22 protein-coding genes are annotated in these 19,854 nt (G+C 63.0%); 5 read left to right on the plus strand and 17 right to left on the minus strand.

Annotated features, from left to right (window positions below; genetic code table 11):
* Positions 1-80: 80 nt before the first annotated feature.
* On the minus strand, positions 81-806 hold the full coding sequence (locus NKH02_RS31665) for a TauD/TfdA family dioxygenase (RefSeq protein WP_352883616.1): 726 nt from the start codon (positions 804-806) through the stop codon (positions 81-83).
* 120 nt (positions 807-926) lie between these two features.
* Here NKH02_RS31665 and NKH02_RS31670 point away from each other — a divergent pair, with 120 nt between their 5' ends.
* Positions 927-1,811, plus strand: a complete 885-nt coding sequence (locus NKH02_RS31670; RefSeq protein WP_352883618.1) for a LysR family transcriptional regulator — start codon at positions 927-929, stop codon at positions 1,809-1,811.
* A gap of 4 nt (positions 1,812-1,815) precedes the next feature.
* Here NKH02_RS31670 and NKH02_RS31675 read toward each other — a convergent pair whose 3' ends face one another.
* Genes NKH02_RS31675 through NKH02_RS31685 form a run of 3 tightly spaced genes read right to left on the minus strand, consistent with a single transcriptional unit; the run spans position 1,816 to position 3,263 of the window.
* Positions 1,816-2,343, minus strand: a complete 528-nt coding sequence (locus NKH02_RS31675; protein WP_352883620.1) for a GNAT family N-acetyltransferase — start codon at positions 2,341-2,343, stop codon at positions 1,816-1,818.
* Between the two features lie 43 nt (positions 2,344-2,386).
* Positions 2,387-2,695: a hypothetical protein gene (locus NKH02_RS31680; protein WP_352883622.1), complete on the minus strand. Its 309-nt coding sequence runs from the start codon at positions 2,693-2,695 to the stop codon at positions 2,387-2,389.
* Positions 2,696-2,699: 4 nt separating this feature from the next.
* Positions 2,700-3,263, minus strand: a complete 564-nt coding sequence (locus tag NKH02_RS31685; RefSeq protein ID WP_352883624.1) for a helix-turn-helix domain-containing protein — start codon at positions 3,261-3,263, stop codon at positions 2,700-2,702.
* Between the two features lie 155 nt (positions 3,264-3,418).
* Between NKH02_RS31685 and NKH02_RS31690 the strand changes: the two genes are divergently transcribed.
* The gene (locus NKH02_RS31690) at positions 3,419-5,251 is read left to right on the plus strand and encodes an ATP-binding protein (RefSeq protein WP_352883626.1); all 1,833 of its coding nucleotides are present in this window, start codon (positions 3,419-3,421) and stop codon (positions 5,249-5,251) included.
* A 217-nt stretch (positions 5,252-5,468) separates the two neighbouring features.
* Here NKH02_RS31690 and NKH02_RS31695 read toward each other — a convergent pair whose 3' ends face one another.
* Both NKH02_RS31695 and miaA read right to left on the minus strand, forming a co-directional pair.
* Positions 5,469-6,260: a GGDEF domain-containing protein gene (locus NKH02_RS31695; protein ID WP_352883628.1), complete on the minus strand. Its 792-nt coding sequence runs from the start codon at positions 6,258-6,260 to the stop codon at positions 5,469-5,471.
* Between the two features lie 129 nt (positions 6,261-6,389).
* A complete protein-coding gene (gene miaA, locus NKH02_RS31700) occupies positions 6,390-7,334 on the minus strand; it encodes a tRNA (adenosine(37)-N6)-dimethylallyltransferase MiaA (RefSeq protein WP_352865177.1) in 945 nt (314 codons plus the stop codon).
* Between miaA and serB the strand changes: the two genes are divergently transcribed.
* Entirely contained in the window at positions 7,324-8,211 is an 888-nt protein-coding gene (gene serB / locus NKH02_RS31705) for a phosphoserine phosphatase SerB (protein ID WP_352865180.1), read from the plus strand. The two genes, miaA and serB, sit on opposite strands and share 11 nt — an antisense overlap.
* Positions 8,208-8,780: a GNAT family N-acetyltransferase gene (locus NKH02_RS31710; RefSeq protein WP_352883630.1), complete on the plus strand. Its 573-nt coding sequence runs from the start codon at positions 8,208-8,210 to the stop codon at positions 8,778-8,780. Before serB ends, NKH02_RS31710 begins: the two co-directional genes overlap by 4 nt.
* 46 nt (positions 8,781-8,826) lie before the next feature.
* On the opposite strand, the gene NKH02_RS31715 is transcribed toward NKH02_RS31710, so the two are convergent.
* The 6 genes from NKH02_RS31715 to NKH02_RS31740 form a co-directional block, all read right to left on the minus strand.
* Entirely contained in the window at positions 8,827-10,344 is a 1,518-nt protein-coding gene (locus NKH02_RS31715) for a DegQ family serine endoprotease (RefSeq protein WP_352883631.1), read from the minus strand.
* Between the two features lie 190 nt (positions 10,345-10,534).
* The gene (locus NKH02_RS31720) at positions 10,535-10,723 is read right to left on the minus strand and encodes a DUF2065 domain-containing protein (RefSeq protein WP_352658533.1); all 189 of its coding nucleotides are present in this window, start codon (positions 10,721-10,723) and stop codon (positions 10,535-10,537) included.
* Between the two features lie 6 nt (positions 10,724-10,729).
* On the minus strand, positions 10,730-11,704 hold the full coding sequence (gene hflC, locus NKH02_RS31725; protein ID WP_352883632.1) for a protease modulator HflC: 975 nt from the start codon (positions 11,702-11,704) through the stop codon (positions 10,730-10,732).
* Positions 11,704-12,828 (minus strand): FtsH protease activity modulator HflK, encoded by a 1,125-nt coding sequence (gene hflK / locus NKH02_RS31730; protein ID WP_352865187.1) that lies wholly within the window; start codon positions 12,826-12,828, stop codon positions 11,704-11,706. Before hflK ends, hflC begins: the two co-directional genes overlap by 1 nt.
* A gap of 167 nt (positions 12,829-12,995) precedes the next feature.
* Positions 12,996-13,511 carry a dihydrofolate reductase gene (locus tag NKH02_RS31735; protein WP_352883633.1) on the minus strand — a complete coding sequence of 172 codons (516 nt, stop codon included), beginning with the start codon at positions 13,509-13,511 and terminating at the stop codon, positions 12,996-12,998.
* A complete protein-coding gene (locus NKH02_RS31740) occupies positions 13,511-14,527 on the minus strand; it encodes a DUF4424 domain-containing protein (protein WP_352883635.1) in 1,017 nt (338 codons plus the stop codon). Before NKH02_RS31740 ends, NKH02_RS31735 begins: the two co-directional genes overlap by 1 nt.
* Positions 14,528-14,700: 173 nt before the next feature.
* Between NKH02_RS31740 and cobF the strand changes: the two genes are divergently transcribed.
* Positions 14,701-15,486 (plus strand): precorrin-6A synthase (deacetylating), encoded by a 786-nt coding sequence (gene cobF, locus NKH02_RS31745; RefSeq protein ID WP_352865194.1) that lies wholly within the window; start codon positions 14,701-14,703, stop codon positions 15,484-15,486.
* A gap of 24 nt (positions 15,487-15,510) precedes the next feature.
* Here cobF and NKH02_RS31750 read toward each other — a convergent pair whose 3' ends face one another.
* From NKH02_RS31750 to NKH02_RS31770, 5 genes are all read right to left on the minus strand, one after another.
* On the minus strand, positions 15,511-15,852 hold the full coding sequence (locus NKH02_RS31750) for a winged helix-turn-helix domain-containing protein (RefSeq protein WP_352865195.1): 342 nt from the start codon (positions 15,850-15,852) through the stop codon (positions 15,511-15,513).
* An 81-nt stretch (positions 15,853-15,933) separates the two neighbouring features.
* Positions 15,934-17,046, minus strand: coding sequence for a molybdenum ABC transporter ATP-binding protein (modC, locus tag NKH02_RS31755; RefSeq protein WP_352883636.1), 1,113 nt, complete (start codon positions 17,044-17,046; stop codon positions 15,934-15,936).
* On the minus strand, positions 17,043-17,747 hold the full coding sequence (modB, locus tag NKH02_RS31760; protein ID WP_352883638.1) for a molybdate ABC transporter permease subunit: 705 nt from the start codon (positions 17,745-17,747) through the stop codon (positions 17,043-17,045). Before modB ends, modC begins: the two co-directional genes overlap by 4 nt.
* 25 nt (positions 17,748-17,772) lie before the next feature.
* The gene (gene modA, locus NKH02_RS31765; RefSeq protein WP_352883640.1) at positions 17,773-18,564 is read right to left on the minus strand and encodes a molybdate ABC transporter substrate-binding protein; all 792 of its coding nucleotides are present in this window, start codon (positions 18,562-18,564) and stop codon (positions 17,773-17,775) included.
* A 200-nt stretch (positions 18,565-18,764) separates the two neighbouring features.
* Positions 18,765-19,559 (minus strand): thymidylate synthase, encoded by a 795-nt coding sequence (locus NKH02_RS31770; protein WP_352883641.1) that lies wholly within the window; start codon positions 19,557-19,559, stop codon positions 18,765-18,767.
* Positions 19,560-19,854 lie beyond the last annotated feature (295 nt).

The following is a 19,854-nucleotide window of genomic DNA, read 5'->3' on the forward strand; positions in this document are numbered from 1 at the left end:
TTTATATTCCTCGGCGACCCACCCTCAAACTCCCTCTTCTTGGCGTGGTCCGTTCACTTTTTTAAAACCATACCTATTCCTCATTCCGGGCGGGCGTGCACGTAAACCCCGCCCACGACGCTGGACTCGCCACCCTCAACCGTATTTTCGATGCAGGACAGGATCTGCAGTGTCGGCACCGGATCGCGATAGGGATTGTCGGTGTGCGCCTGGAGGCCGAGATTGGTGTAGGCGAGATTATTCGGATTGACCTCGGCGCGCACTTCGAACCAGCGCCCGTAATTGGTCTCCCTGATGTAGCCGAACAGATCGGACACCTTGCAAAGCGCCCCCGATTCGGCCGGAAGATCGTCCATCACCGCAAAGCCATGGGCTTTCACCGCCGACAGCCATTGCCGCAAGACATCGCGGTCTCTGCTGGCGGCAGGGTAGCCGGCGCGCGGCACCGAATTCTGCATGGTGGCCTTGGTCCATCGAACGATGCCCTCGCCTGTCCAGCCGGGCCGATGGGCCTCGTCGCGATCATAGGCATTGCCGCGCAGCCATGTCGCCGGGAAATTCACCGTTTTTTTCTCGGGCATGAAGCTGACTTCCAGGACATCGCCCTTGATCGACGCGGCGCCGATCCTGGTGTCGGCGGGAATGTCGAGGATGGTGATGAGCCGTTGACCATTGCCGGCGCTGCGCGTCCTGTCGTCCAGCGCATTGTCGCGTAGCCACATGGCGTGAAAGCGTGTGCGCGTCCCATCCTGCCAGCCAAGGTCGATTGTTCTGCCTTCGTCGCCAATCAGCGCGTGGGTGAGCATGGAGATCCGTTCCTATCCGTTGGGTCCCACGGCCAGATCCGCAGGGTTTCGATTGCACGTTGATCGCGCCGCAGGCATAATTCAAATTATCCTTTTTTGACCAATGGCCTGAATTCACTGATGCCTCGAACTGCCACATCCTTGCCGCCGCTCGACTGGCTGCGCAGTTTCGAGGCTGCCGCGCGGCTGTCGAATTTCACAGCGGCGGCAACCGAGCTTGGCCTCACCCAGGCCGCCGTCAGCCAGCACATCCGGCTTCTCGAGGAATGGCTGAAGACGCGCTTGTTCTCACGGCTGGCGCGCGGCGTCGCGCTGTCGCCGGTGGGCGCGGCCTACCTGCCCCACATCCAGTCGGCCTTCGCCACCATCGGCAACAGCACCGCGGAACTGTTCGAGCCGCGCGCTGTCCAAACCGTAACCATTCGGGTGCCGATCTCCTTTGCATTGCTGATGCTCGCCCCGGCGCTGCCCGATTTGGCGAGGGCGCTGCCGCGCATCCAGCTCGACCTGGTGACGATCCATCGCCCTGCTGACTACGACCTGCCGGGCTCGGTGCTCGACATCCGTTTTGGCAATGGAGCCTTCCCCGGACGCGAAGCCGACAGGCTGACCGCCGAGCGGCTCGTGCCGGTGGCGGCTCCCAGCTTGGCCAGTGACGCTGACTGGACCTCACTGCCATTGCTTCTGGTCGCCGGCGCGCGCGAAATGTGGGCGGAGTGGTTCGCCGCCGCCGGGCTGGCTGGCCACCCCAGGCGATCGCACCGCTTCGACAGTTTCGTTGCGGCGATGGAAGCGGCCAAGGCCAGCGCCGGTGTGCTGCTGGGCTCGCGGCCACTGGTCGATGCCGCGCTCGACAGCGAGACGCTGGTCAGGCTTTCCGGCTTTGAACTCTCCAGCACATCGGGACATTTTCTGACCAAGGCGTCGGCCGCGCGCCTGACCGGCGCTGAGCAGGATTTCCGCCAATGGCTGCTGTCGCGACTCTCTGGCTCCGCGCCAGCATGACTGGTTACGAGATTGGCCCGATCCGCTTCCAGTAGATGAGCGTGCCGGTCAGCCCGCCATGCGGCTTCAGGGCATAGTCCGGTATCTCGCCGGTCAGCGTGAAGCCGAGCTTTTCATAGAGGCCTGAAGCGCCATCTTCAGCGGCCGTGTCCAGAACCAGCAGCGTGCGCCCCTTCTCGACCGCAAGGCCTTCGGCGGTCCGCATCAGGCGCGTTCCCACACCGCTGCCCCGGCGATCGACCCGGGTCATCAGCTTGGCGATCTCGGCCCGGTGCGGCTGGTTGGGCGGGAAGTCGAGCAGCAAGGTCACGGTGCCGACCAGGACCTTGCCGTCCCAGGCGCCAAGCACCGCTCTTTCCCCTCTTTCCGCCGCGGCCAGCGATTTCTCCCAGAATGCCCTTGCCGTCTGCGGCGCCAGCGGATGCATGAAGCTGACAGATCCGCCGGCCGCTACCGTTGCGACCAGCAATTCGGCCAGCATCTCCTGCGTCTGAGCAGACGGGGTCAGGGTTCCGATCTCGATCAAGTTCATGTGCAGGATGTCCTGTGATTTGCGATAGACGCGGGCATTGCCATCAGTCCAGATGGCGCACGCGGCGTCGCTTTCGCGCCGCCTTGATGGCGCTGATGCGTTCGGTGTCTTCCGCCCCGAGATGCCGCCCGCGCTCCAGAATCTCGAGCGTGTACTCCTCATAGGTCAGGCCCAGCCGCTCGGCCTTGTCCATGCGCAGCAGCATGACGTCGCGGCTCGGCGCCTTCCACGCCTTGGCATGGGCGGCCTGCCAGGCGAGGAAGACGTAGGGATCGCCCTTGCCCCATGGCGGCCCCTTATACTCATCAAGAGGCGGCCCCCCATTGTGGGAGCGCTTTGGTCTCTTCGCCATGACGTCAGCCCCTGACCAGCGCGACGAGATAGTCGGCGCCGAGCTCCAGGGCGTGGAAGGTGCAGTCCGACGGCGCGCCGAGCGCCAGGCAATCGCCGGGTTCGAGCCTGTGCACCACCTCGCCTTCGATGAATTCGAGTCGCCCGGAAATCAGCCATATCTGCTGCTTGATGAAGGCGTAGGAGGCGGCCGGAAAGCTGACTTTGGCGTTCGCCGGCAGCTGCACCCTGATCAGCTCGAGCGGCACGTCGGACGCCGGCGAAAGGTGCCGTCTCACATAGCCGGTATCGGGATCGCGCCACACCGGCTGATCGGCCTCGCGCAGCAGCCCGCCGCCATGCAACTCCGCGCGCGCGATCAAGGTCGACAGGGTCAGGCCGAAGGCCGCCGCGATGCGAACGAGAAGGGCCGCCGTCGGACTGGTCTTGCCGCGCTCGATCGTGCTTAGCATCGCCTTCGAGACGCCTGAACGCTCCGCGAGTTCGGCCAAGGACCAGTCCCGCATGATCCTTTCGGCGTGTATCCTTCGACCGATCGTCGAGGAAATATCGTTCGCTATATCATCCATATGTCTATTATAGCGAAATATCGACACCGGAAAAGGGCCGTCTCGCGACAATTTTCACGGACCCCTTAATCCTCTCTACACCATCCGACCTCATCGGGCCTTAACCCCATTCCTGTAGGATCGCTACTCCAGGGGAAATGGGGATTGGCCTGTCCATGTATGTCGAACGCGAAGCCTCCGTTGGAGAACCGACATCGCAGGAGCGCCGCGACGCCGAGCAGAACGACAGGCGCATCCTTGGCAATGTCGTGCAATGCGACGGCGCACGCGCGACCATCGGTGCCTATGCGAATGATGTCGACGGCGCGGTGACCGGCCTGTGGACGGTCGGCAAGATGATTTCCATCAATCTCGGATCCACGCGAACCGTCGGCCTGGTCTACGGGATCGGCAAGTCGGATCGTGCCTGGAGCAATGAGGGCCAGAACGCGATCGAGGTCAGCATCGAGCTGATCGGCGAAGTGCGTGACGGAGCAGAGCCGGGCGCCAAACCGGTCTTCGACCGCGGCATCACCGCCTATCCGCATATCGGCGCCGTCGCGCACCGCATCCGCACCCGTGACCTGCAGGCGGTCTATGATCTCGCCGGGCGTCATTCGATCGCCATCGGAACGCTCGCGCAGGACGAAACGATCGCCGCCAATATCGCCATCGACGATACGCTGGCGCGTCACTTCGCCATTGTCGGCACCACCGGTGTAGGCAAATCCACCGCCGTCTCGCTGCTGCTGCGCAAGTCGATCGCGGCAAGACCCGACCTGCGCATCTTGATCCTCGACCCGCACAACGAGTTCGCGGCGTCGCTGCCCGAATACTGCGTAAGGGTCGATTCCAAGACCTTGGATCTTCCGTTCTGGATGTTCACGCTGGAGGAATTCGCCGAGGTGCTGTTCCGGGGCCGCGAGACCGAGCCGGAAGAAATCGATGCCTTGCGCGACCTCATTCCGGCCGCCAAGAACCTTTACCGCAATCCCAATTCCGGCGCCTATATCAGGCGCGGCGGCGATGCGCTGACCGCCGATACGCCGGTTCCTTACCGCATCGCCGACCTCCTCAAGCAGATCGATGAGCGCATGGGCATGCTCGAAAGCAAGACCGATCGCCCGACGCTCAGATCGCTGAAGACGCGCATCGAATCGGCGGCGGCCGACCCGCGCTACCGCTTCATGTTCAACTCGCGCCTGATCGAGGACACCATCCACGAAACGATCGGCAACATCTTCCGTGTGCCGCATCATGGCCGCCCGGTGACCTGCTTCGAGATGGCCGGCATGCCGTCCGAGGTGGTCAATTCCGTCTGTTCGGTGCTGGCGCGCCTGGCCTTCGACCTCGCTCTGTGGAGTGAAGGCAAGCTGCAGCTTCTGTTTTTGTGCGAAGAAGCGCACCGGTATATGCCGGCCGATCCGCGCCTCGGCTTCGCGCCGACCAGGCACGCGCTGTCGCGCATTGCCAAGGAAGGCCGCAAGTATGGCTGCTATCTCGGCGTCGTCACCCAGCGCCCGGGCGAGCTCGATCCGACCATCCTGTCGCAATGCTCGACCTTCTTCGCCATGCGGCTTGCCAATGAGCAGGACCAGGCGATCATCCGCTCGGCGATTGCCGACTCTTCCGCCTCGACGCTTGCCTTCCTGTCCTCCATGGGCCAGCGCGAAGCCATCGCCTTCGGCGAAGGCGTGGCGGCGACCATGCGGCTCAAGTTCGAAAAACTGCCGAGCCACCTGCTTCCCGGCACGGCCAAGCGCGAAGAGGCCGCCTCTTCGAAGTCAGCCGACGATGTCGATCTGGTGGCAATCGTCGAACGACTGCGCAACGTGCCGAAATCAACGCAGCAGTCGATGGCCTTCGCCGAAGTCGTCGATTCAGGCCGCCAGGCCGGCGACCCCGACTACCGCAAGCAACCCGCCGCGCGCGCCCCATCGGACGACGACTTCGACATGCGCTACGGCCTCAAGCCCGCAACCTTCGGCCTGCGCCCGCAAAACGATTGAGTTTGCGGCCTGGTTGATCTGCCCGCTGATTGAGAAACCGCGCCAAGCTTGCGCTCTGCCCGGACCGCTTGGGTAAATCCCGTCAGGGAATTCGTCAGGCTGAGTCGGCTGGTGCTGTTTTCGAGAACCGGAGCGGAGCGGACGTTTGAGTCCGAGAGCACCGGAAGCGCAGAAAATGGCGGCAGACGGCCAGCCTCACGAATTCAGCGACGGGATTTTAGGCGCAGACGCGGTTGCGGCCTTGCCTCTTCGCCTCGTAGAGCTGGCGGTCGGCGCGGCGATAGAAATCCTCCGCTGTCTCCTTGCTATCCCAGACGGCAAGCCCGACGCTGGTGGTGATCTTGAGGCGGACATTGCCTGACAGCACCGACATGTTGGCGATCGCCTTGCGGATGCGCTCGGCAAACTTGCCCAGAAGGTCGGCGTCCATGTTGGGCGTGACCACCGCGAACTCCTCGCCGCCTAATCGCGCCACCACATCGTGGTAGCGTGTCATATCCTTGAGGCAGCTCGCGACGGCCTTGAGCACCTCGTCGCCGACGTCGTGGCCATGGGTATCGTTGACCTGTTTGAAATGGTCGAGATCGAGGATCATCAGCCCGACCGGCCTTTCGATGCGCCTGAACTCCTCGAGATACTCCTTCAGCGCATCATCGAAATAGCGCCGGTTCTGCATGCCGGTCAGGCCGTCGGTCAGCGCCGCATGCTCGAGTGTTTCCGAGCGCGCGCTGAGCGAGACCGTCATGGCGCGCAGCTTGCCTTCTTCCGTCGCCTGTTTTCGGATCAGCGGATAGATGAAGAAAATGCCGAAGAACAGCGCGGTAGCCAATAGCACGCCGGTCGCGAACAAAAGCTTGTTGAGATAGATGACCTTGTCCAGACCCGAAGCCGTATGCAGCTCGTTGGCGAAGGATTGCAGAAGTCCATAAGCATGCAGCGTCACCAGGCCGGCGGCCAGGATCACGAATATAAAGACGAAAAATGCTGATTCCGCCTTGTGGAAACGCATCTGCTCCCCGTTGGAAAAGTGCCCACTGACCTTATGGCATGGGCGGGCTTACGGAGGGTTAATTTGGACAACCGCAACGAGAACCTTTCTTTGCAAGTAAACTTTTCAGGTTGCAATGGAAATAAGCAGTCAGATCGTGGTTTCCACATCATCACCGGGGCGCACCCTTTGCCATTCCGGCCCCAGCTGATGCCTGAACCAGGTCGTCTGCCGCTTGGCATATTGCCTGGTCGCGATCTTGGCGCGTTCGATCGCCTCGGGAAAGCCAATCTCTCCGGCGACCGCGGCCTGCAGTTCGCGAACGCCGATCGCCTTCATCGCCGGCAATTCGGGATCGAGGCCAAGCGCCGATAGAAGCTTGACCTCGTCCAGCGCGCCCTTGTCCAGCATCTGGTCGAAGCGTTTTTCGATGCGGCCGACCAGCGCCGCCCGGTCCGGCTCGATCACCAAGAAACGCGCGGTCTCCCTGTCGATGAGCGGCCGGCCGCGTTCTGCCTGCCATTCCCGAATCGAACGGCCCGACGCGTCGAGCACCTCCAATGCGCGCACGATGCGCTGGCTGTCGGTCGGCTTGAGCATCATGGCGGCCGCCGAATCCTCGCGCAGCAGCAGGCTGTGCAGCTTGACGGCGCCCTGCTCCTTCAGTTCGTAGCGCCAGCGGTCCCGGACCCGCTGCGGAATATCGGGCATTTCCGAAATGCCCTCGGCCAACGCGCGGAAGTAGAGCCCGGTACCGCCGACAAAAATTGCTGGCCGTTCGGAAAGCGCACCCTCGTCGATCAGCTTCATCACGTCGCGCAGCCATGCGCCGGTGGAATAGGCTACGGCCGGGTGGACATGGCCGTAGAGGAAATGTGGTGCGCGGGCGAGGTCGGTCGCCTCCGGCCGGGCGGTCAGCACATCGAGCACCGAATAGCCCTGCATGGAATCAGCGTTGACGATCACGCCGCCCTTGCGCTCGGCCAGATCGAGCGCCAGCGCCGACTTGCCGCTGGCGGTCGGCCCGGCTATCAGGATTGCGTTCTTCACGCGGCCCTCGCCCGCCTGTCCGCCGGAATGTTCCATGCCGCTCATCGCCACGCTTGTATCCCATCCCGCCGACCGCGCTTTGTCGCTGTCGCTTGCGAATATGGCGTCACGGTCGGCCGGCGCAAGCGCTGTTGTCTGGCTGGCCGAAGGGATTGCCTGCGATCTTGTCTTGCCTGAGGCAGCCGACGCCGCCGATACGAGTGCCGTCTTGCGCACGGTACTCGCCACCGAGGCGGTCGACGTGATCGTCCAGCAGGCGGAAACCCGGCGCAAGAAAATCCTGATCGCCGATATGGATTCGACCATGATCGACCAGGAATGCATCGACGAACTGGCCGACGAGATCGGCCTCAAGGATCGGGTTGCCATAATTACCGCGCGATCGATGAATGGCGAGATCGCCTTCGAACCGGCCTTGCGCGAGCGGGTGGCGTTGCTGAAGGGACTCGATGCGGCCGTGGTCGATCGCATCGTCGCCAATCGCCTGACCCTGGCCTCGGGCGCTCGCGCGCTGGTTCAGACCATGCGCGCCAACGGCGCCTGGACGGCACTCGTGTCTGGCGGATTCGAGGTCTTCACGACGCGCATCGCGGCCATGCTCGGCTTCCAGGAGAATCGCGCCAATCGCCTGCTCGAACAGGATGGCCGCTTCACCGGACTGGTCGGCGAGCCGATCCTCGGCCGTGCCGCCAAGGCCGACGCGCTGCTCGAAATTTCAGCGCGCCTCGGCCTGACGCCTGCCGACGCCATCGCCGTAGGTGACGGCGCCAACGATCTCGACATGATTCGCCTGGCCGGCACCGGTGTCGCGCTGCATGCCAAGCCGACGGTGGCGGCACAGGCAAAGGTCCGCATCGACCATGGCGACCTGACCGCGCTGCTCTATGCGCAAGGCTACAGGCAGGAAGAGTTTGTGCAATGAAACCAATACGTACCGAGCGCCTGATCCTGCGCAACTGGGAGGATCGTGACCGCGCGCTGTTTCACCGGATCAATTCCGAAGAACAGGTGATGGAATTCTTTCCGTTCCGCCGCGATCGGGCCGCCGCGGATGCCAAGATGAACGAGTTCCGGACCTCGATCGCCAGGGATGGCTACGGTTTCACCGCCGCCGAGATTGTCGCCACCGGAGAATGCATCGGCTTCATCGGCCTCTTCGACACAGATCATTTGCCATTCCTTCCGGCCGGCACCTTCGAGATCGGTTGGCGACTGGCCCCTGAATTCTGGGGCAAGGGCTATGTCACCGAAGCGGCCGAGGCATGGCTTGCCTACGGTTTCGAAAGGCTTGGCCTCGGCGAGATTATCTCCTTCGCCGTCGCCGACAACAGGCGCTCCATCGCCGTGATGGAACGCCTCGGCATGAGTGCCGACCCGGCCAGCGACTTCGACCATCCCGACGTCCCGGACAGTCACCCGGCGCTCAAGCGGCATGTCCTCTACAGGCTCTCCCGCGCCAACTGGGAACAAAGAAAAAAGGGCGGCCCCTAGCCGCCCTGTCCACTCAAGATGAGAATTCTGCCGGATCTTCCGGGCTTCAGTCCATCCGGATCGTCACGAACCTGAGCTCGCCGGTCTTCGACGCCAGCATCAGCAGCGCATTCTTGCGTCCCTGTTCCTTCAAGGCGCCGATCCGGTCCATGACGTCCTTGGGCGTGGCGACCGATTCCTGCGCGATCTCGGTGATCACCTCGCCTGGCTGGATGCCGCGCTCGGCGGCAGCAGAATCCTTGGTGACGTCGGTGATGACGACGCCGGAAACATCGGCCGCAATGCTGAATTTCTTGCGCGTCTCGTCATTCAGTTCGCCGACCGTCATGCCGAGCACCGAAGCCGTGGAAACGGCCGGGGCCTTGTCACCCTTGTCCTGGTCGGTATTGCCACCCTCCTCGCCGCTGGTGAGCTTCTCGCCATCCTCGAGCCGGCCGAGCGTCACTTTCACGGTCTGCTCGACGCCCTTACGCACGATCAGCACATCGACCGCCTTGCCGACCGGGCTTTCGGCGACGACGCGCGGCAGGTCGCGCATTTCATGGATGTCCTTGCCGTCGAACTTGATGATGACATCGCCGGCCTGGATGGTGCCATTGTCGACCGGTCCGCCCTTGATGACGCCGGCGACCAGCGCGCCCTTGGCGGTCGCCATGCCGAGGCTCTCGGCGATGTCGTCGGTGACCGGCTGGATGCGCACGCCGAGCCAGCCACGCCGCGTCTCGCCGAACTGGCGCAACTGGTCGACGACGCCCGAGGCGAGCTGCGAGGGAATGGAGAAGCCGATGCCGATCGAGCCTCCAGAGGGCGAAATGATGGCGGTGTTGATGCCTATGACCTCACCGGCGCTGTTGAACAGCGGGCCGCCGGAATTGCCGCGATTGATCGCGGCATCGGTCTGGATGAAGTCGTCATAGGGGCCGGAATTGATATCGCGGTTGCGGGCCGAGACGATACCGACCGTCACCGTGCCGCCGAGGCCGAACGGATTGCCGATCGCCATCACCCAGTCGCCGACACGCATCTTGGTGGAATCGCCGAACTTCACCGCCGTCAGCTTGTGTCCTTTCGGATCGACCTTCAGCACCGCGACATCTGTCTTGGTGTCGGTGCCGACCAGCGTTGCCTTCAAGGTGGCGCCGTCGGAAAAATTGACCTCGATGTCGTCGGCGTCGGCGATCACGTGGTTGTTGGTGACGACGATGCCTTGCTCGGCGTCGACGACGAATCCGGAACCCAGCGACTGCACTTTCTGCGCGCCGTTGTCCTTGTCGCCGCCACGGTTCTTGAAGAAATCGTCGAAGAAATCCTGGAAGGGCGACCCCTCGGGTAGTTGCGGCATCGGCACGGCGCCCGGACCTTCGGTGCCCTTCACCGTCTGCGAGGTCGATATGTTGACCACCGCGCCGAGCAGGCCTTGCGCCAGGTCGGCGACGGAAGCCGGCCCATCCGCGGCAAATGTCGGCGTCACGGAGGACGGGACAGCGACGGCGCTGACAAGAACTGCCGCCGCGCCGGCGACGAACGTCCGCCGTGCCGCGCGCAAGATTGTATTGGATGTCATCGAGAAGCCTCCCGGTATTCCTGAAAAGAAAAGCGCTTCGACGAAAACGCCGCGTCGCGCCATGTTGGCAAAAAATACGGCACGTTTGCGGCTATGACCATCGGCAGAGGATAAATCATCCGTTATCCCCGGGATCGATGCTCTTATCCCGGATCGATGCTCGTATCCCAAAAACCGAAGCTCACCGGCCTCATATGCCTCGCACCAGCCAGACGATCCCGACGCCGATGGCGATCGCCGCCAGCCCGGCAATCCGCAACGCGTTCTCGGGCAGCGACAGCACTTCGGTGGCAAGCTTCCTGGCAAGGCCGGGAAAGCCGCCATAGACCAGACCTTCTATGACAAGGACGAGACCCATGGCGGCGAGAAAATCCTGCACCGGCCGCTACTGGCCGGTGCTGGGCTGTGCCGCCGGCGCGGCAGGTGCCGTCGCCGGAGCGGTTGGAGCAGGCGCGGGCGAAGTCGGCTTTGCCGGCCCTTCCTTACCGTCGGGATCGCGGAAGAAGCGGAAGAACTCCGAGCTCGGCGACAGCACCATTGTCGTCCCGGTGTTGTCCAGCGCCGCTCCATACGCATTCATCGACCGGTAGAAGTCGAAGAAGGCCGGATCGCGCTGATACGCTCCCGCGAAGGTGGCACTGCGCTGGGCTTCGCCCTCGCCGCGCAGGATTTCCGACTCTTTCCGTGCTTCGGCAACGATCTCGACCACTTCGCGATCGGCGCGGGCCGTGATGCGCTGTGCCGCTTCATTGCCGCGTGCCCTCAGTCGCGCGGCCTCCGCCAGGCGTTCCGCCTTCATGCGATCGTAGGTCTGTTGCGAAACCTCGGCGGTGAGATCGGTGCGGCGAATGCGGACATCCTCGATCTGCAGGCCGAGCGAGGTGGCGTCGGGCCTGAGCTGATCACGGACTTCACGCATCATCACGGCGCGCTGTTCGGAGAGCGCGGCCTCGAAATCGCGCAGACCGTAGACGCGGCGCAAGGCAGCGTCGAGACGCGTCCTGAGCCGAGCTTCGGCCAGTTCGATCTGACCGGACACGGCGGAGCGGAAGACGCGCGGATCCGAGATGCGATAGGCGATGAAGGCGTCGACCTCATAGAACTTGCCGCCCGACACCTGGACGCGGATGTTGTCGAGATCGAAGCGCAGCACCCGGTTCTCGATCAACTGCACCGTATCGGCGTCGAAGAACGAGAACGGCGCCTTGAAGTAGATGCCGGGCTCGCTCTTGACGTCGACGATCTCGCCGAACCTGAGCACCAGCGCCTGCTGGCGCGCATTGACCACGAAGACCGACGAATAGAGCAGGAACAGGATGACCACTGCTGCGACGACGATGATGGGAAGACGGTTGGCCATCACTGGTTACCTCCCGTGACGCCACCAGGGGCGGCCGGTGCCGGGGTCTTCGGCTGCAATGCCGGCAGCGGCAGATAAGGAAGGACCCCTTGCCCGTTGCCCTGCTCGACGATGACCTTGTTGGAATCCTTCAGAACCCTCTCCATGGTTTCCAGATAGAGGCGCTTGCGTGTCACGTCGGGCGCCTTGGCGTATTCGTCATAGACCGAGATGAAGCGCTGTGCCTCACCTTCGGCTTCCTGCACGACCCGGTTCTTGTAGGCGGCCGCGTCTTCGCGGACCTGTGCGGCCTCGCCGCGCGCCTGGCCGAGCTTCTGGTTGGAGTACTGGTTGGCCTGCTCGACGAACTTGTCTTCGTCTTGCTCGGCGCGCTGCACCTCGTCGAACGCATCGGCCACTTCGCGTGGCGGTGCCGCATCCTCGATCGAGACGGCGTTGACGTTGAGGCCGGCCTTGTAGCCGTCCAGCGTCGTCTGGATGATTTCACGCACCGAGGCGGCAATGCCCTGGCGATCGTCGCGGAAGATGTCCTGCGCCGGCCGGCGGCCGACGGCTTCACGCATGGCGCTTTCGGCAACCTGCCGCAGCATGCCGTCGGGATCGGACACGTCGAACAGATACGCGCTCGGGTCGGAGACCTGATAGGCCACCGAGAACTGGACGTTGACGATGTTCTGGTCGCCGGTGAGCATCAGTCCGGACGTGTTGCCACTCGTCGCGCCGCCGCCGCCGATGTCGACGAGCTGCTCGGAAATCTTGGCCGTTTCGACCGTTTCGAGCGGCCACCAATGGAAATGCAGGCCGGGCTGCGACAGCTCGGTCTTTGGCTTGCCGAAGCGCAGTTCGACCGCGACCTCGTCGGGCTGCACGGTATAAACCGCCTTGAACGCCCACAGCACCACAAGTGCCGCCGCGATCAGCGCGAAAATGGCTGGGCTTGCGCCACCGCCACCCGGCAGGGCGCGCCGCAGCCGGTCCTGGCCGCGGCGGATGATGTCTTCAAGATCGGGAGGCGAGCCCTGTGGGCCGCTCGGTCCCTTGGGTCCCTGCCCCCAGGGTCCCTGATTGTTGCCGCCGCCGCCCCACGGGCCGCCGCCACCGCCGCTTTTATCGTTCCAGGGCATAAATGTCCTTTCGCTTGGAATTCCCTCAAACGCCGGCATTACGGCGCAAAATCCAGTATGTTCTTCTATAGGGACGCCGCGAGGCGCTTTCAACGCGATGCGCTGCCAGTTCGTCCGATTTGGTCCGGTCGCGACCCTTTGTCTTCCTTCAATGCCCTTTTTGGCATTCAATGTCTCGCGCGGCGCTCGTAAATCGTATAGCGCGTCGCGTGGCTGTCCTTTTCTCCGGCTGGAACGTCCTGGGAGCTGACGACAAGCCAGGAATCCGGATCGATGAGCGGGAAATGCGCATCGCCGTCGACCGCTGCCAGCACATGGGTGACGTGCAGCCGGTCGGCCAGCAGCAGCGCCTGGGCATAGATTTCGCCGCCGCCGATAACGCAGACTTCGTCCACACCGGCCATGCAGCGCACGCGCACCGTTGCCAGCTGGATCGCGGCTTCGAGCGAATGCGCGACCTCGACGCCCTCGGCGCGCCAGGCCTTGTCGCGGGTAACCACGATGTTCAGCCTGCCAGGCAGCGGCCGGCCGATGCCTTCATAGGTCTTGCGGCCCATGATTATGGGTTTGCCCATCGTATCGGCCTTAAATCGCTTGAGATCGGTGGACAGCCGCCACGGCAACCCGCCGTCTCGCCCAATCACGCCGTTCTCGGCAATGGCAACGTAGATTGCGACGTGCATCAGTTGGCATTCCCCCCATTTCTGTCAGACGGCACCAGCAGCAGGATGTCGATGTCGTGCTCCGGGTCGAAGTCATTCGCCGTCATCTCGAACGTCGTCGGCCCGACCTTTTTGACATTGTCGCCGCAGAACGAAACCAGGGTCTTCGGATTGCCCTTGTCGACCGTCAGTTTGAACTTGCCGATCGAACCCGCCGCCCAGTTGCCGCCTGTGGTCAGGATATAGGCGATCCGATTTTCATAATATTTTGAATAGCCGTCGGGGTCGTCCTTGGCTGCCTTGCGCACCGCATTCTCGAATGTGTCGTCCATGCAATAGCGCGTCTTGTAGGTCGCGTACTGCCCTTGGAACTTGCCGTCGTAGAAAAAGCTGACCGAAGAGGTGCCCCCGACGCTCGGCTTGTAGCGGTGGGAAACGTGGACGTCCTTGTTGGCTGGAAAGGTTGAGCGCCACCAATAGGTCGAACGCAATTGCCAGAACGGCGTGTAGATCTTCTTCGTCTCGGTGCCATCGCCGCCGGTATCCTCGATGATGATGCCGCGGTTGACCCAGTCATCGGTAACCGCTTGAGGCAGCTTGGCCAGCGCCGCCTTCGCCGCGTCGCCGAAAGGATAAAACGGCACGTTCTGCGCCTTCAGATCGGCGCCGATGTCGATGCCGAGCGCCAACACCTTCTGCTCGAACCGCGGCTTTGCCGGTGCGCCATCGATCGTCACCTCGAAGCCGAGGAAATTGTCGCTCTGGTCGTTGGGAAGCGCCGGCCTCTCTTCAGGATCGCCTTCGATGTCGGGCATCGGGAAGGCGACGATGGCGTCGACATCCCGATCGGTGTTGTTGTGGAAGACGTAGTCGACCGTCACTTTTTCCGGCGAGATGAAGAGGTCCTCGCTTTGCATTGCCACGGCATCGCTGCGCGACAGGATCAGGCCGCCGGTGCCAAGTTCGGCAATCGAATCATTGGCGAATGCGGGCGCGGCTGAAAGCACCAGCGACGCAGTCAGAACAAATCGCAACATCGAAGCTCCCTCTACTGGAATGCCCGCATGACCCTAGCTGTTTCAATCCAGCGTTTCAAAGCCCTTGCGACCCTGTGGGCGTGTCAGCGCGGTCTGGACACGCACCAGCGCGGTCTGGACACGCACCAGCGCGGTCTGGACTAACAGGTTCCGATCGGGCAGGAGTTCGCTCCATGCGCAAGCTTCTCGTCATCGGCATCGGCGCCGGCAATCCCGACCATATGACCGTTCAGGCCATATCAGGCCTGAACCGGGCTGATGTACTGTTCATCCCCGACAAGGGCACGAAAAAAGACGAGCTTGCCGAGCTGCGCCGCCAGATCTGCGACCGCTTCGTCACCAACCCGAAGTCACGCCGCGTCGAATTCGACGTGCCGGTGCGCGACCTGCCAGTAGAAGATGGGCCTGCACCGTCCTATCGTTCGACCGTCGATGACTGGCATGAAGCCATCGCCGCGATCTACGAGAACCTGATCCGCGACGAGATTGCAGGGGATGGCTGCGGCGCCTTTCTGATCTGGGGCGATCCTTCGCTCTATGACAGCGCCTTGCGCATCCTCGAGCGCGTGCGCTTGAGAGGCAATGTCGCGTTCGAACTGGAAGTCATACCCGGCATCACCGCTGTCCAGTCGCTTGCCGCCAGTCACAAAATGGCGCTGAACCGGATCGGCGATTCCGTGCTGATCACCACCGGGCGGCGCCTGACGCAGGAAGGCTTGGCCGACAATGCCGACAGCACAGTCGTCCTGCTCGACGGCAAATGCGCCTTCAACACGCTGGACGACAAGGATGTCGTCATCCATTGGGGCGCCTATCTCGGCACGCCGGACGAGATTCTCATTTCGGGCCGTCTCGGTGATGTCGGCGCCGAGATCGAACGAGTCCGCGAGGAAGCCCGCCGGCAGAAGGGCTGGATCATGGACACCTACCTGCTGCGCAAGCCCAGCAGAGAGGATTAAGCCCTACTGCCTACTGCCTTGCCCTCACCCCGCATCAATCTCCGCCTGCAATGCCTCCATATGCGTCGCGGCCGCTGCAGCCGCCGCACGCTCGATGGCGCGGAAGCGGCTGACCACCGCAAGCCCCGCGGCCGTCAGTTGCGCGCCGCCGCCCTTGCGGCCACCGGTCTGCGCCGCCACCAGTGGCTTGCCGAACACCCGGTTCATGTCCTCGACGAGGTCCCAGGCGTGCTTATAGGACATTTCCATGCCGCGCGCGGCGGCCGAGATCGAGCCGAAGGCGGCGATCTGTTCCAGGAGCTCGATCTTGCCCGGTCCGATGCGCCCGTCGGGATCGAGATTTATCCGCAAGCTCAGCGACGGCATTTTTGCTCCTCCGCGATCACGCCTGATCCCATACTAGAATCTCCTTGGCGAAACCGCTATTCCAAAAAGACATAGCGATGATCATCCATCCACCTCACCTGGCAGCCCGGCGCTGGTGTTGGCCCGGTCGAAGCTCACCGTCTTGACCACCGCGAAAACCTTGCCGCCGAGATGAAGCTTCAGCGTGTGCCGCGACTGTTCGGTGATGCGGGCAAGCACGGTTGCGCCGTTGCAGTCGATGCCGACCTCGACCGCCGGGCCCTCACCGGGGCTCATCGCGGTAATGGTTCCCGGCAGGATGTTGAGCGCGCTGAGGCCTGCCGGATGTTCGGTGGCGATCATCACATCGCGGGCGCGTATACGGATGCGCACCGACGCCCCCGCCTTCATCGCCAGCCGCGGTACACAGATCTCACCGGCAGCCGAACCGAGCACGGTCATGCCGAAAGTCTCGTCGTGACGCAGCACCTTGGTGTCCAGCACGGCACCGCCCTCGCCGCGTTCCTCCGCCGGCAGCAGGTCGAGCCTTTGCATCACCGCCTCGGTCGGACCGCTGGCGATGACATGGCCTTGCGCCAGCATCACCACGTCGCTGGCCAGCCGCGCCACCTCGGCGACGGAATGGCTGACATAGACGATCGGGATTTTCGTCTCGTCGCGCAGCCGCTCGATATAGGGCAGGATCTCGGCCTTGCGCGCCTCATCGAGCGAGGCCAGCGGCTCGTCCATGAGCAGCAATCCGGGGCTGGCTAGCAGTGCCCGGCCAATTGCCACACGCTGCTTCTCGCCACCCGAGAGCTTTGCCGGTCGCCTGTCCATGAGCGGGCCGATGCCGAGCAGGTCGACGACGGCATCCATATCGGCATAGCGCTCCGCTGGCGGCGTGAACCAGCGGCCGTAACGCAGATTGCCGGCAACACTCATATGCGGAAACAGCCGCGCATCCTGGAACACCATGCCGATGCGGCGCTTGTGCTTCGGCACGAAAATGCCAGCATCCGTATCGACCATCACGCGGCCGTCGACCTCGATGCGCCCCTTGTCGGGCCGGATCAGCCCGGCGATCATGTTGATCAGCGTCGTCTTGCCCGACCCCGACGGTCCGAACAGGGCTGTCAGCCGTCCGGCGCTTTCGAAGCGGGCGCCGATGGCAAAACCGCCCAGCCGATGGCCGATATCGACGAGAACGCTCATTCGATGTCCATCCGCCGGCCGAGACGCCGCGCCAACACTTCCGAGGCGACAAGTGCTGCCATGGAAATGACGATGGAAATCAGCGTCAGCCGCAGCGCCCCTTCATCGCCACCCGGCACCTGCGTGAAGGTGTAGATTGCCGACGGCAATGTCTGCGTCTCGTTGGGAATGTTGGAGACGAAGGTGATGGTCGCGCCGAACTCGCCCATCGCCTTGGCGAAGGACAGTATGGCGCCGGCGATCAGCCCAGGCAGGATCAGCGGCAAAGTAATGGTTGCGAAGACCCAGGATGGATTGGCGCCGAGCGTTCCCGCCGCCGCCTCCATCTTGCGGTCCACCGCCTCGATCGACAGCCGGATCGCGCGCACCATCAAGGGAAAGCCCATAACGCCGCAAGCCAGCGCCGCACCCGTCCAGCGGAAGGAGAAAACAATGCCGAAATGCTCGGCCAGGAACGCGCCGGCCGGGCCACGCCGGCCGAAGGTCAGCAGCAGCAGATAACCAGTCACCACGGGCGGCAGGATCAGCGGCAGATGCACCAGTCCGTTGAGCAGCGTCTTGCCCCAGAACTGTCCCCGGGCAAGCAGCAACGCGATCAATATGCCCGGCGGCAGGCTGGCGAGCATCGCCACCGTTGCCACCTTGATCGACAGCCGGACCGCATTCCATTCGTCGGGAGTGAGGTCCAGCAGCCAGTTCATAGTGCGAGATGAAGCCCCTTGGAACTCAGTTGCTCGGCGCGAGAACGGTAAAACCCTGATCCTTGAACAGTGCGCCGGCCTTTGCCGACCGCAGGCATTTCAGGAAAGCCGGCGTATCCTTGTCCTTCGAATCGGCGGTCTGGGCAACCGGATAGATGATCGGCGGATGCGAATCCTCCGGGAAGGTGCCGACCACCTTGACGCCTTTTTCGGCATGCGCGTCGGTGGCGTAGACGATGCCAAGGGCTGCTTCGCCCGTCGAAACCAGCTTCAGCGCCGCGCGCACATTCTCGGCCTGCGCCACCTTGCTCTCGACCGAGGCCCAGACGCCGAGCGATTCGAGTGCGGCCTTGCCGTATTTGCCGGCCGGCACCGCCTTGAAGTCGCCCATGGCCAGCCTGCCGTCGCCAATCAGCTTGGCGAGGTCAAAGCCCTTCTCGATCTTCGTTTCAACCGCCGAGTCCTTCGGCGCCACCAGCACGATCTCGTTGCCGAGAAGCTTCAATTCGGTGTCCGGCTTGGTCAGCTTCTTGTCGGAGAGATATCTCATCCAGTCGAGGTCGGCCGAGATGAAGACGTCGGCTGGTGCCCCGCCCTCAATCTGCTTGGCCAGCGCCGAGCTTGCGGCATAGGAGACGGTCGCCGCCTCGCCGACATCGGCCTCGCAGGCCTTGTTCACCGCATCCAGCGCGTCCTTGAGGCTGGCCGCGGCAAACACCACCACCTTGTCTTCCGCGTGTGCTGCCGGCACTGCCATCAACGTCGCCGCCAAACCGCCAATGGCGATCGCCCTCAATCCAAAACCCTTGCGCGTCATGGAAAACTCTCCCTGGTTCGAAACCGATCGGCTCGAAGCCTGCCCACCGATATATCTGCATGAATATAACAAGGGAAGGCCCGGCAGCACCACTTCGCATGCCAGGGCAAGCAGGCCGATGCCGTGGACAAGGCCTCGAACGTGAGGGTCGGCATCGACTGATCGGCGCCTGACTTCAGGGTTGAGTAAGGCGCAGGGGTTCAGACGGCGATCGGCGCCTTGATGCTTGCATCGGCGACGTAGTTTTCCAGCCGGAAATCCTCGAAGCGGAAGGCGAAGAGGTCCTTCACCTCCGGATTGATCCACATCGTGGGCAGCGCCCGCGGCGTGCGCCGCAGTTGTTCGCGCGCCTGCTCGAAATGGTTCGAGTAGAGATGCGCGTCACCAAGCGTGTGAACGAAGTCGCCGGGTTTCAGCCCGGTTACCTGCGCCACCATCAGGGTCAGCAAGGCGTAGGAAGCGATGTTGAACGGCACGCCGAGGAAGATATCGGCGGAGCGCTGATAAAGCTGGCAGGAAAGTCGGCCTTCCGAGACGTAGAACTGGAACAGGCAATGGCAGGGCGGCAGCGCCATCGCCTCGACCTCGGCGGGGTTCCAGGCAGAAACGATCAGCCGCCGCGATTGAGGATTTTTGCGTATCTCATTGAGAATATTTGCAATTTGGTCGATCGAGCTACCATGACCATCCGGCCAGGAGCGCCATTGCTTGCCGTAGACCGGGCCGAGATCGCCATTCTCGTCGGCCCATTCGTCCCAGATCGAAACGCCATGATCGGTGAGGTATTTGATGTTGGTGTCGCCGGCCAGGAACCACAGAAGTTCATGGACGATCGACTTGAGATGCAGCTTCTTGGTGGTGGTGACGGGAAAGCCGCGCGCCAGGTCGAAACGCATCTGGTAGCCGAAGACTGAGCGTGTTCCGGTGCCGGTGCGGTCGCCGCGATCGGCGCCGCTGTCCAGCACGTGCTGCAGGAGGTCGAGATATTGGCGCATCGGTTCCGGCTCGATTCGAGATTTCACCAATAATAGCTCATGTGCGCGCTGACGCCACGCTTGTCTGAAGTCATCCCCATCTTCGCGGACGGGGCCGGGTGCGTGGAGACCTTTTCAGAATTCGCTCTGGCGAGTCGAATGGCCTGGTTTTCGAGAACCGGAGCGGAGCGTACTTAAAGTACATGAGCACCGGAAGCGCCGCAAACCGCGCTAGGGCCTGTTGAGATTCAGGATTCCACTTTGAGCCTGATTGTGATTCAAGCTTTGAATGGCGCGATTTGTACTGACGGACGCC

It is taken from the genome of Mesorhizobium sp. M1396, assembly GCF_040317725.1.
In the GTDB taxonomy this organism is placed as follows: domain Bacteria; phylum Pseudomonadota; class Alphaproteobacteria; order Rhizobiales; family Rhizobiaceae; genus Mesorhizobium.

Excerpts from the sequence above, each read along its gene's own strand:
- NKH02_RS31665 (WP_352883616.1), bottom strand. The coding sequence starts at position 806 with ATGCTCACCCACGCGCTGATTGGCGACGAAGGCAGAACAATCGACCTT.
- NKH02_RS31670 (WP_352883618.1), top strand. The coding sequence starts at position 927 with ATGCCTCGAACTGCCACATCCTTGCCGCCGCTCGACTGGCTGCGCAGT.
- NKH02_RS31675 (WP_352883620.1), bottom strand. The coding sequence starts at position 2,343 with ATGAACTTGATCGAGATCGGAACCCTGACCCCGTCTGCTCAGACGCAG.
- NKH02_RS31680 (WP_352883622.1), bottom strand. The coding sequence starts at position 2,695 with ATGGCGAAGAGACCAAAGCGCTCCCACAATGGGGGGCCGCCTCTTGAT.
- NKH02_RS31685 (WP_352883624.1), bottom strand. The coding sequence starts at position 3,263 with ATGGATGATATAGCGAACGATATTTCCTCGACGATCGGTCGAAGGATA.
- NKH02_RS31690 (WP_352883626.1), top strand. The coding sequence starts at position 3,419 with ATGTATGTCGAACGCGAAGCCTCCGTTGGAGAACCGACATCGCAGGAG.
- NKH02_RS31695 (WP_352883628.1), bottom strand. The coding sequence starts at position 6,260 with ATGCGTTTCCACAAGGCGGAATCAGCATTTTTCGTCTTTATATTCGTG.
- serB (WP_352865180.1), top strand. The coding sequence starts at position 7,324 with ATGCCGCTCATCGCCACGCTTGTATCCCATCCCGCCGACCGCGCTTTG.
- miaA (WP_352865177.1), bottom strand. The coding sequence starts at position 7,334 with ATGAGCGGCATGGAACATTCCGGCGGACAGGCGGGCGAGGGCCGCGTG.
- NKH02_RS31710 (WP_352883630.1), top strand. The coding sequence starts at position 8,208 with ATGAAACCAATACGTACCGAGCGCCTGATCCTGCGCAACTGGGAGGAT.
- NKH02_RS31715 (WP_352883631.1), bottom strand. The coding sequence starts at position 10,344 with ATGACATCCAATACAATCTTGCGCGCGGCACGGCGGACGTTCGTCGCC.
- hflC (WP_352883632.1), bottom strand. The coding sequence starts at position 11,704 with ATGGCCAACCGTCTTCCCATCATCGTCGTCGCAGCAGTGGTCATCCTG.
- hflK (WP_352865187.1), bottom strand. The coding sequence starts at position 12,828 with ATGCCCTGGAACGATAAAAGCGGCGGTGGCGGCGGCCCGTGGGGCGGC.
- NKH02_RS31735 (WP_352883633.1), bottom strand. The coding sequence starts at position 13,511 with ATGCACGTCGCAATCTACGTTGCCATTGCCGAGAACGGCGTGATTGGG.
- NKH02_RS31740 (WP_352883635.1), bottom strand. The coding sequence starts at position 14,527 with ATGTTGCGATTTGTTCTGACTGCGTCGCTGGTGCTTTCAGCCGCGCCC.
- cobF (WP_352865194.1), top strand. The coding sequence starts at position 14,701 with ATGCGCAAGCTTCTCGTCATCGGCATCGGCGCCGGCAATCCCGACCAT.
- NKH02_RS31750 (WP_352865195.1), bottom strand. The coding sequence starts at position 15,852 with ATGCCGTCGCTGAGCTTGCGGATAAATCTCGATCCCGACGGGCGCATC.
- modC (WP_352883636.1), bottom strand. The coding sequence starts at position 17,046 with ATGAGCGTTCTCGTCGATATCGGCCATCGGCTGGGCGGTTTTGCCATC.
- modB (WP_352883638.1), bottom strand. The coding sequence starts at position 17,747 with ATGAACTGGCTGCTGGACCTCACTCCCGACGAATGGAATGCGGTCCGG.
- modA (WP_352883640.1), bottom strand. The coding sequence starts at position 18,564 with ATGACGCGCAAGGGTTTTGGATTGAGGGCGATCGCCATTGGCGGTTTG.
- NKH02_RS31770 (WP_352883641.1), bottom strand. The coding sequence starts at position 19,559 with ATGCGCCAATATCTCGACCTCCTGCAGCACGTGCTGGACAGCGGCGCC.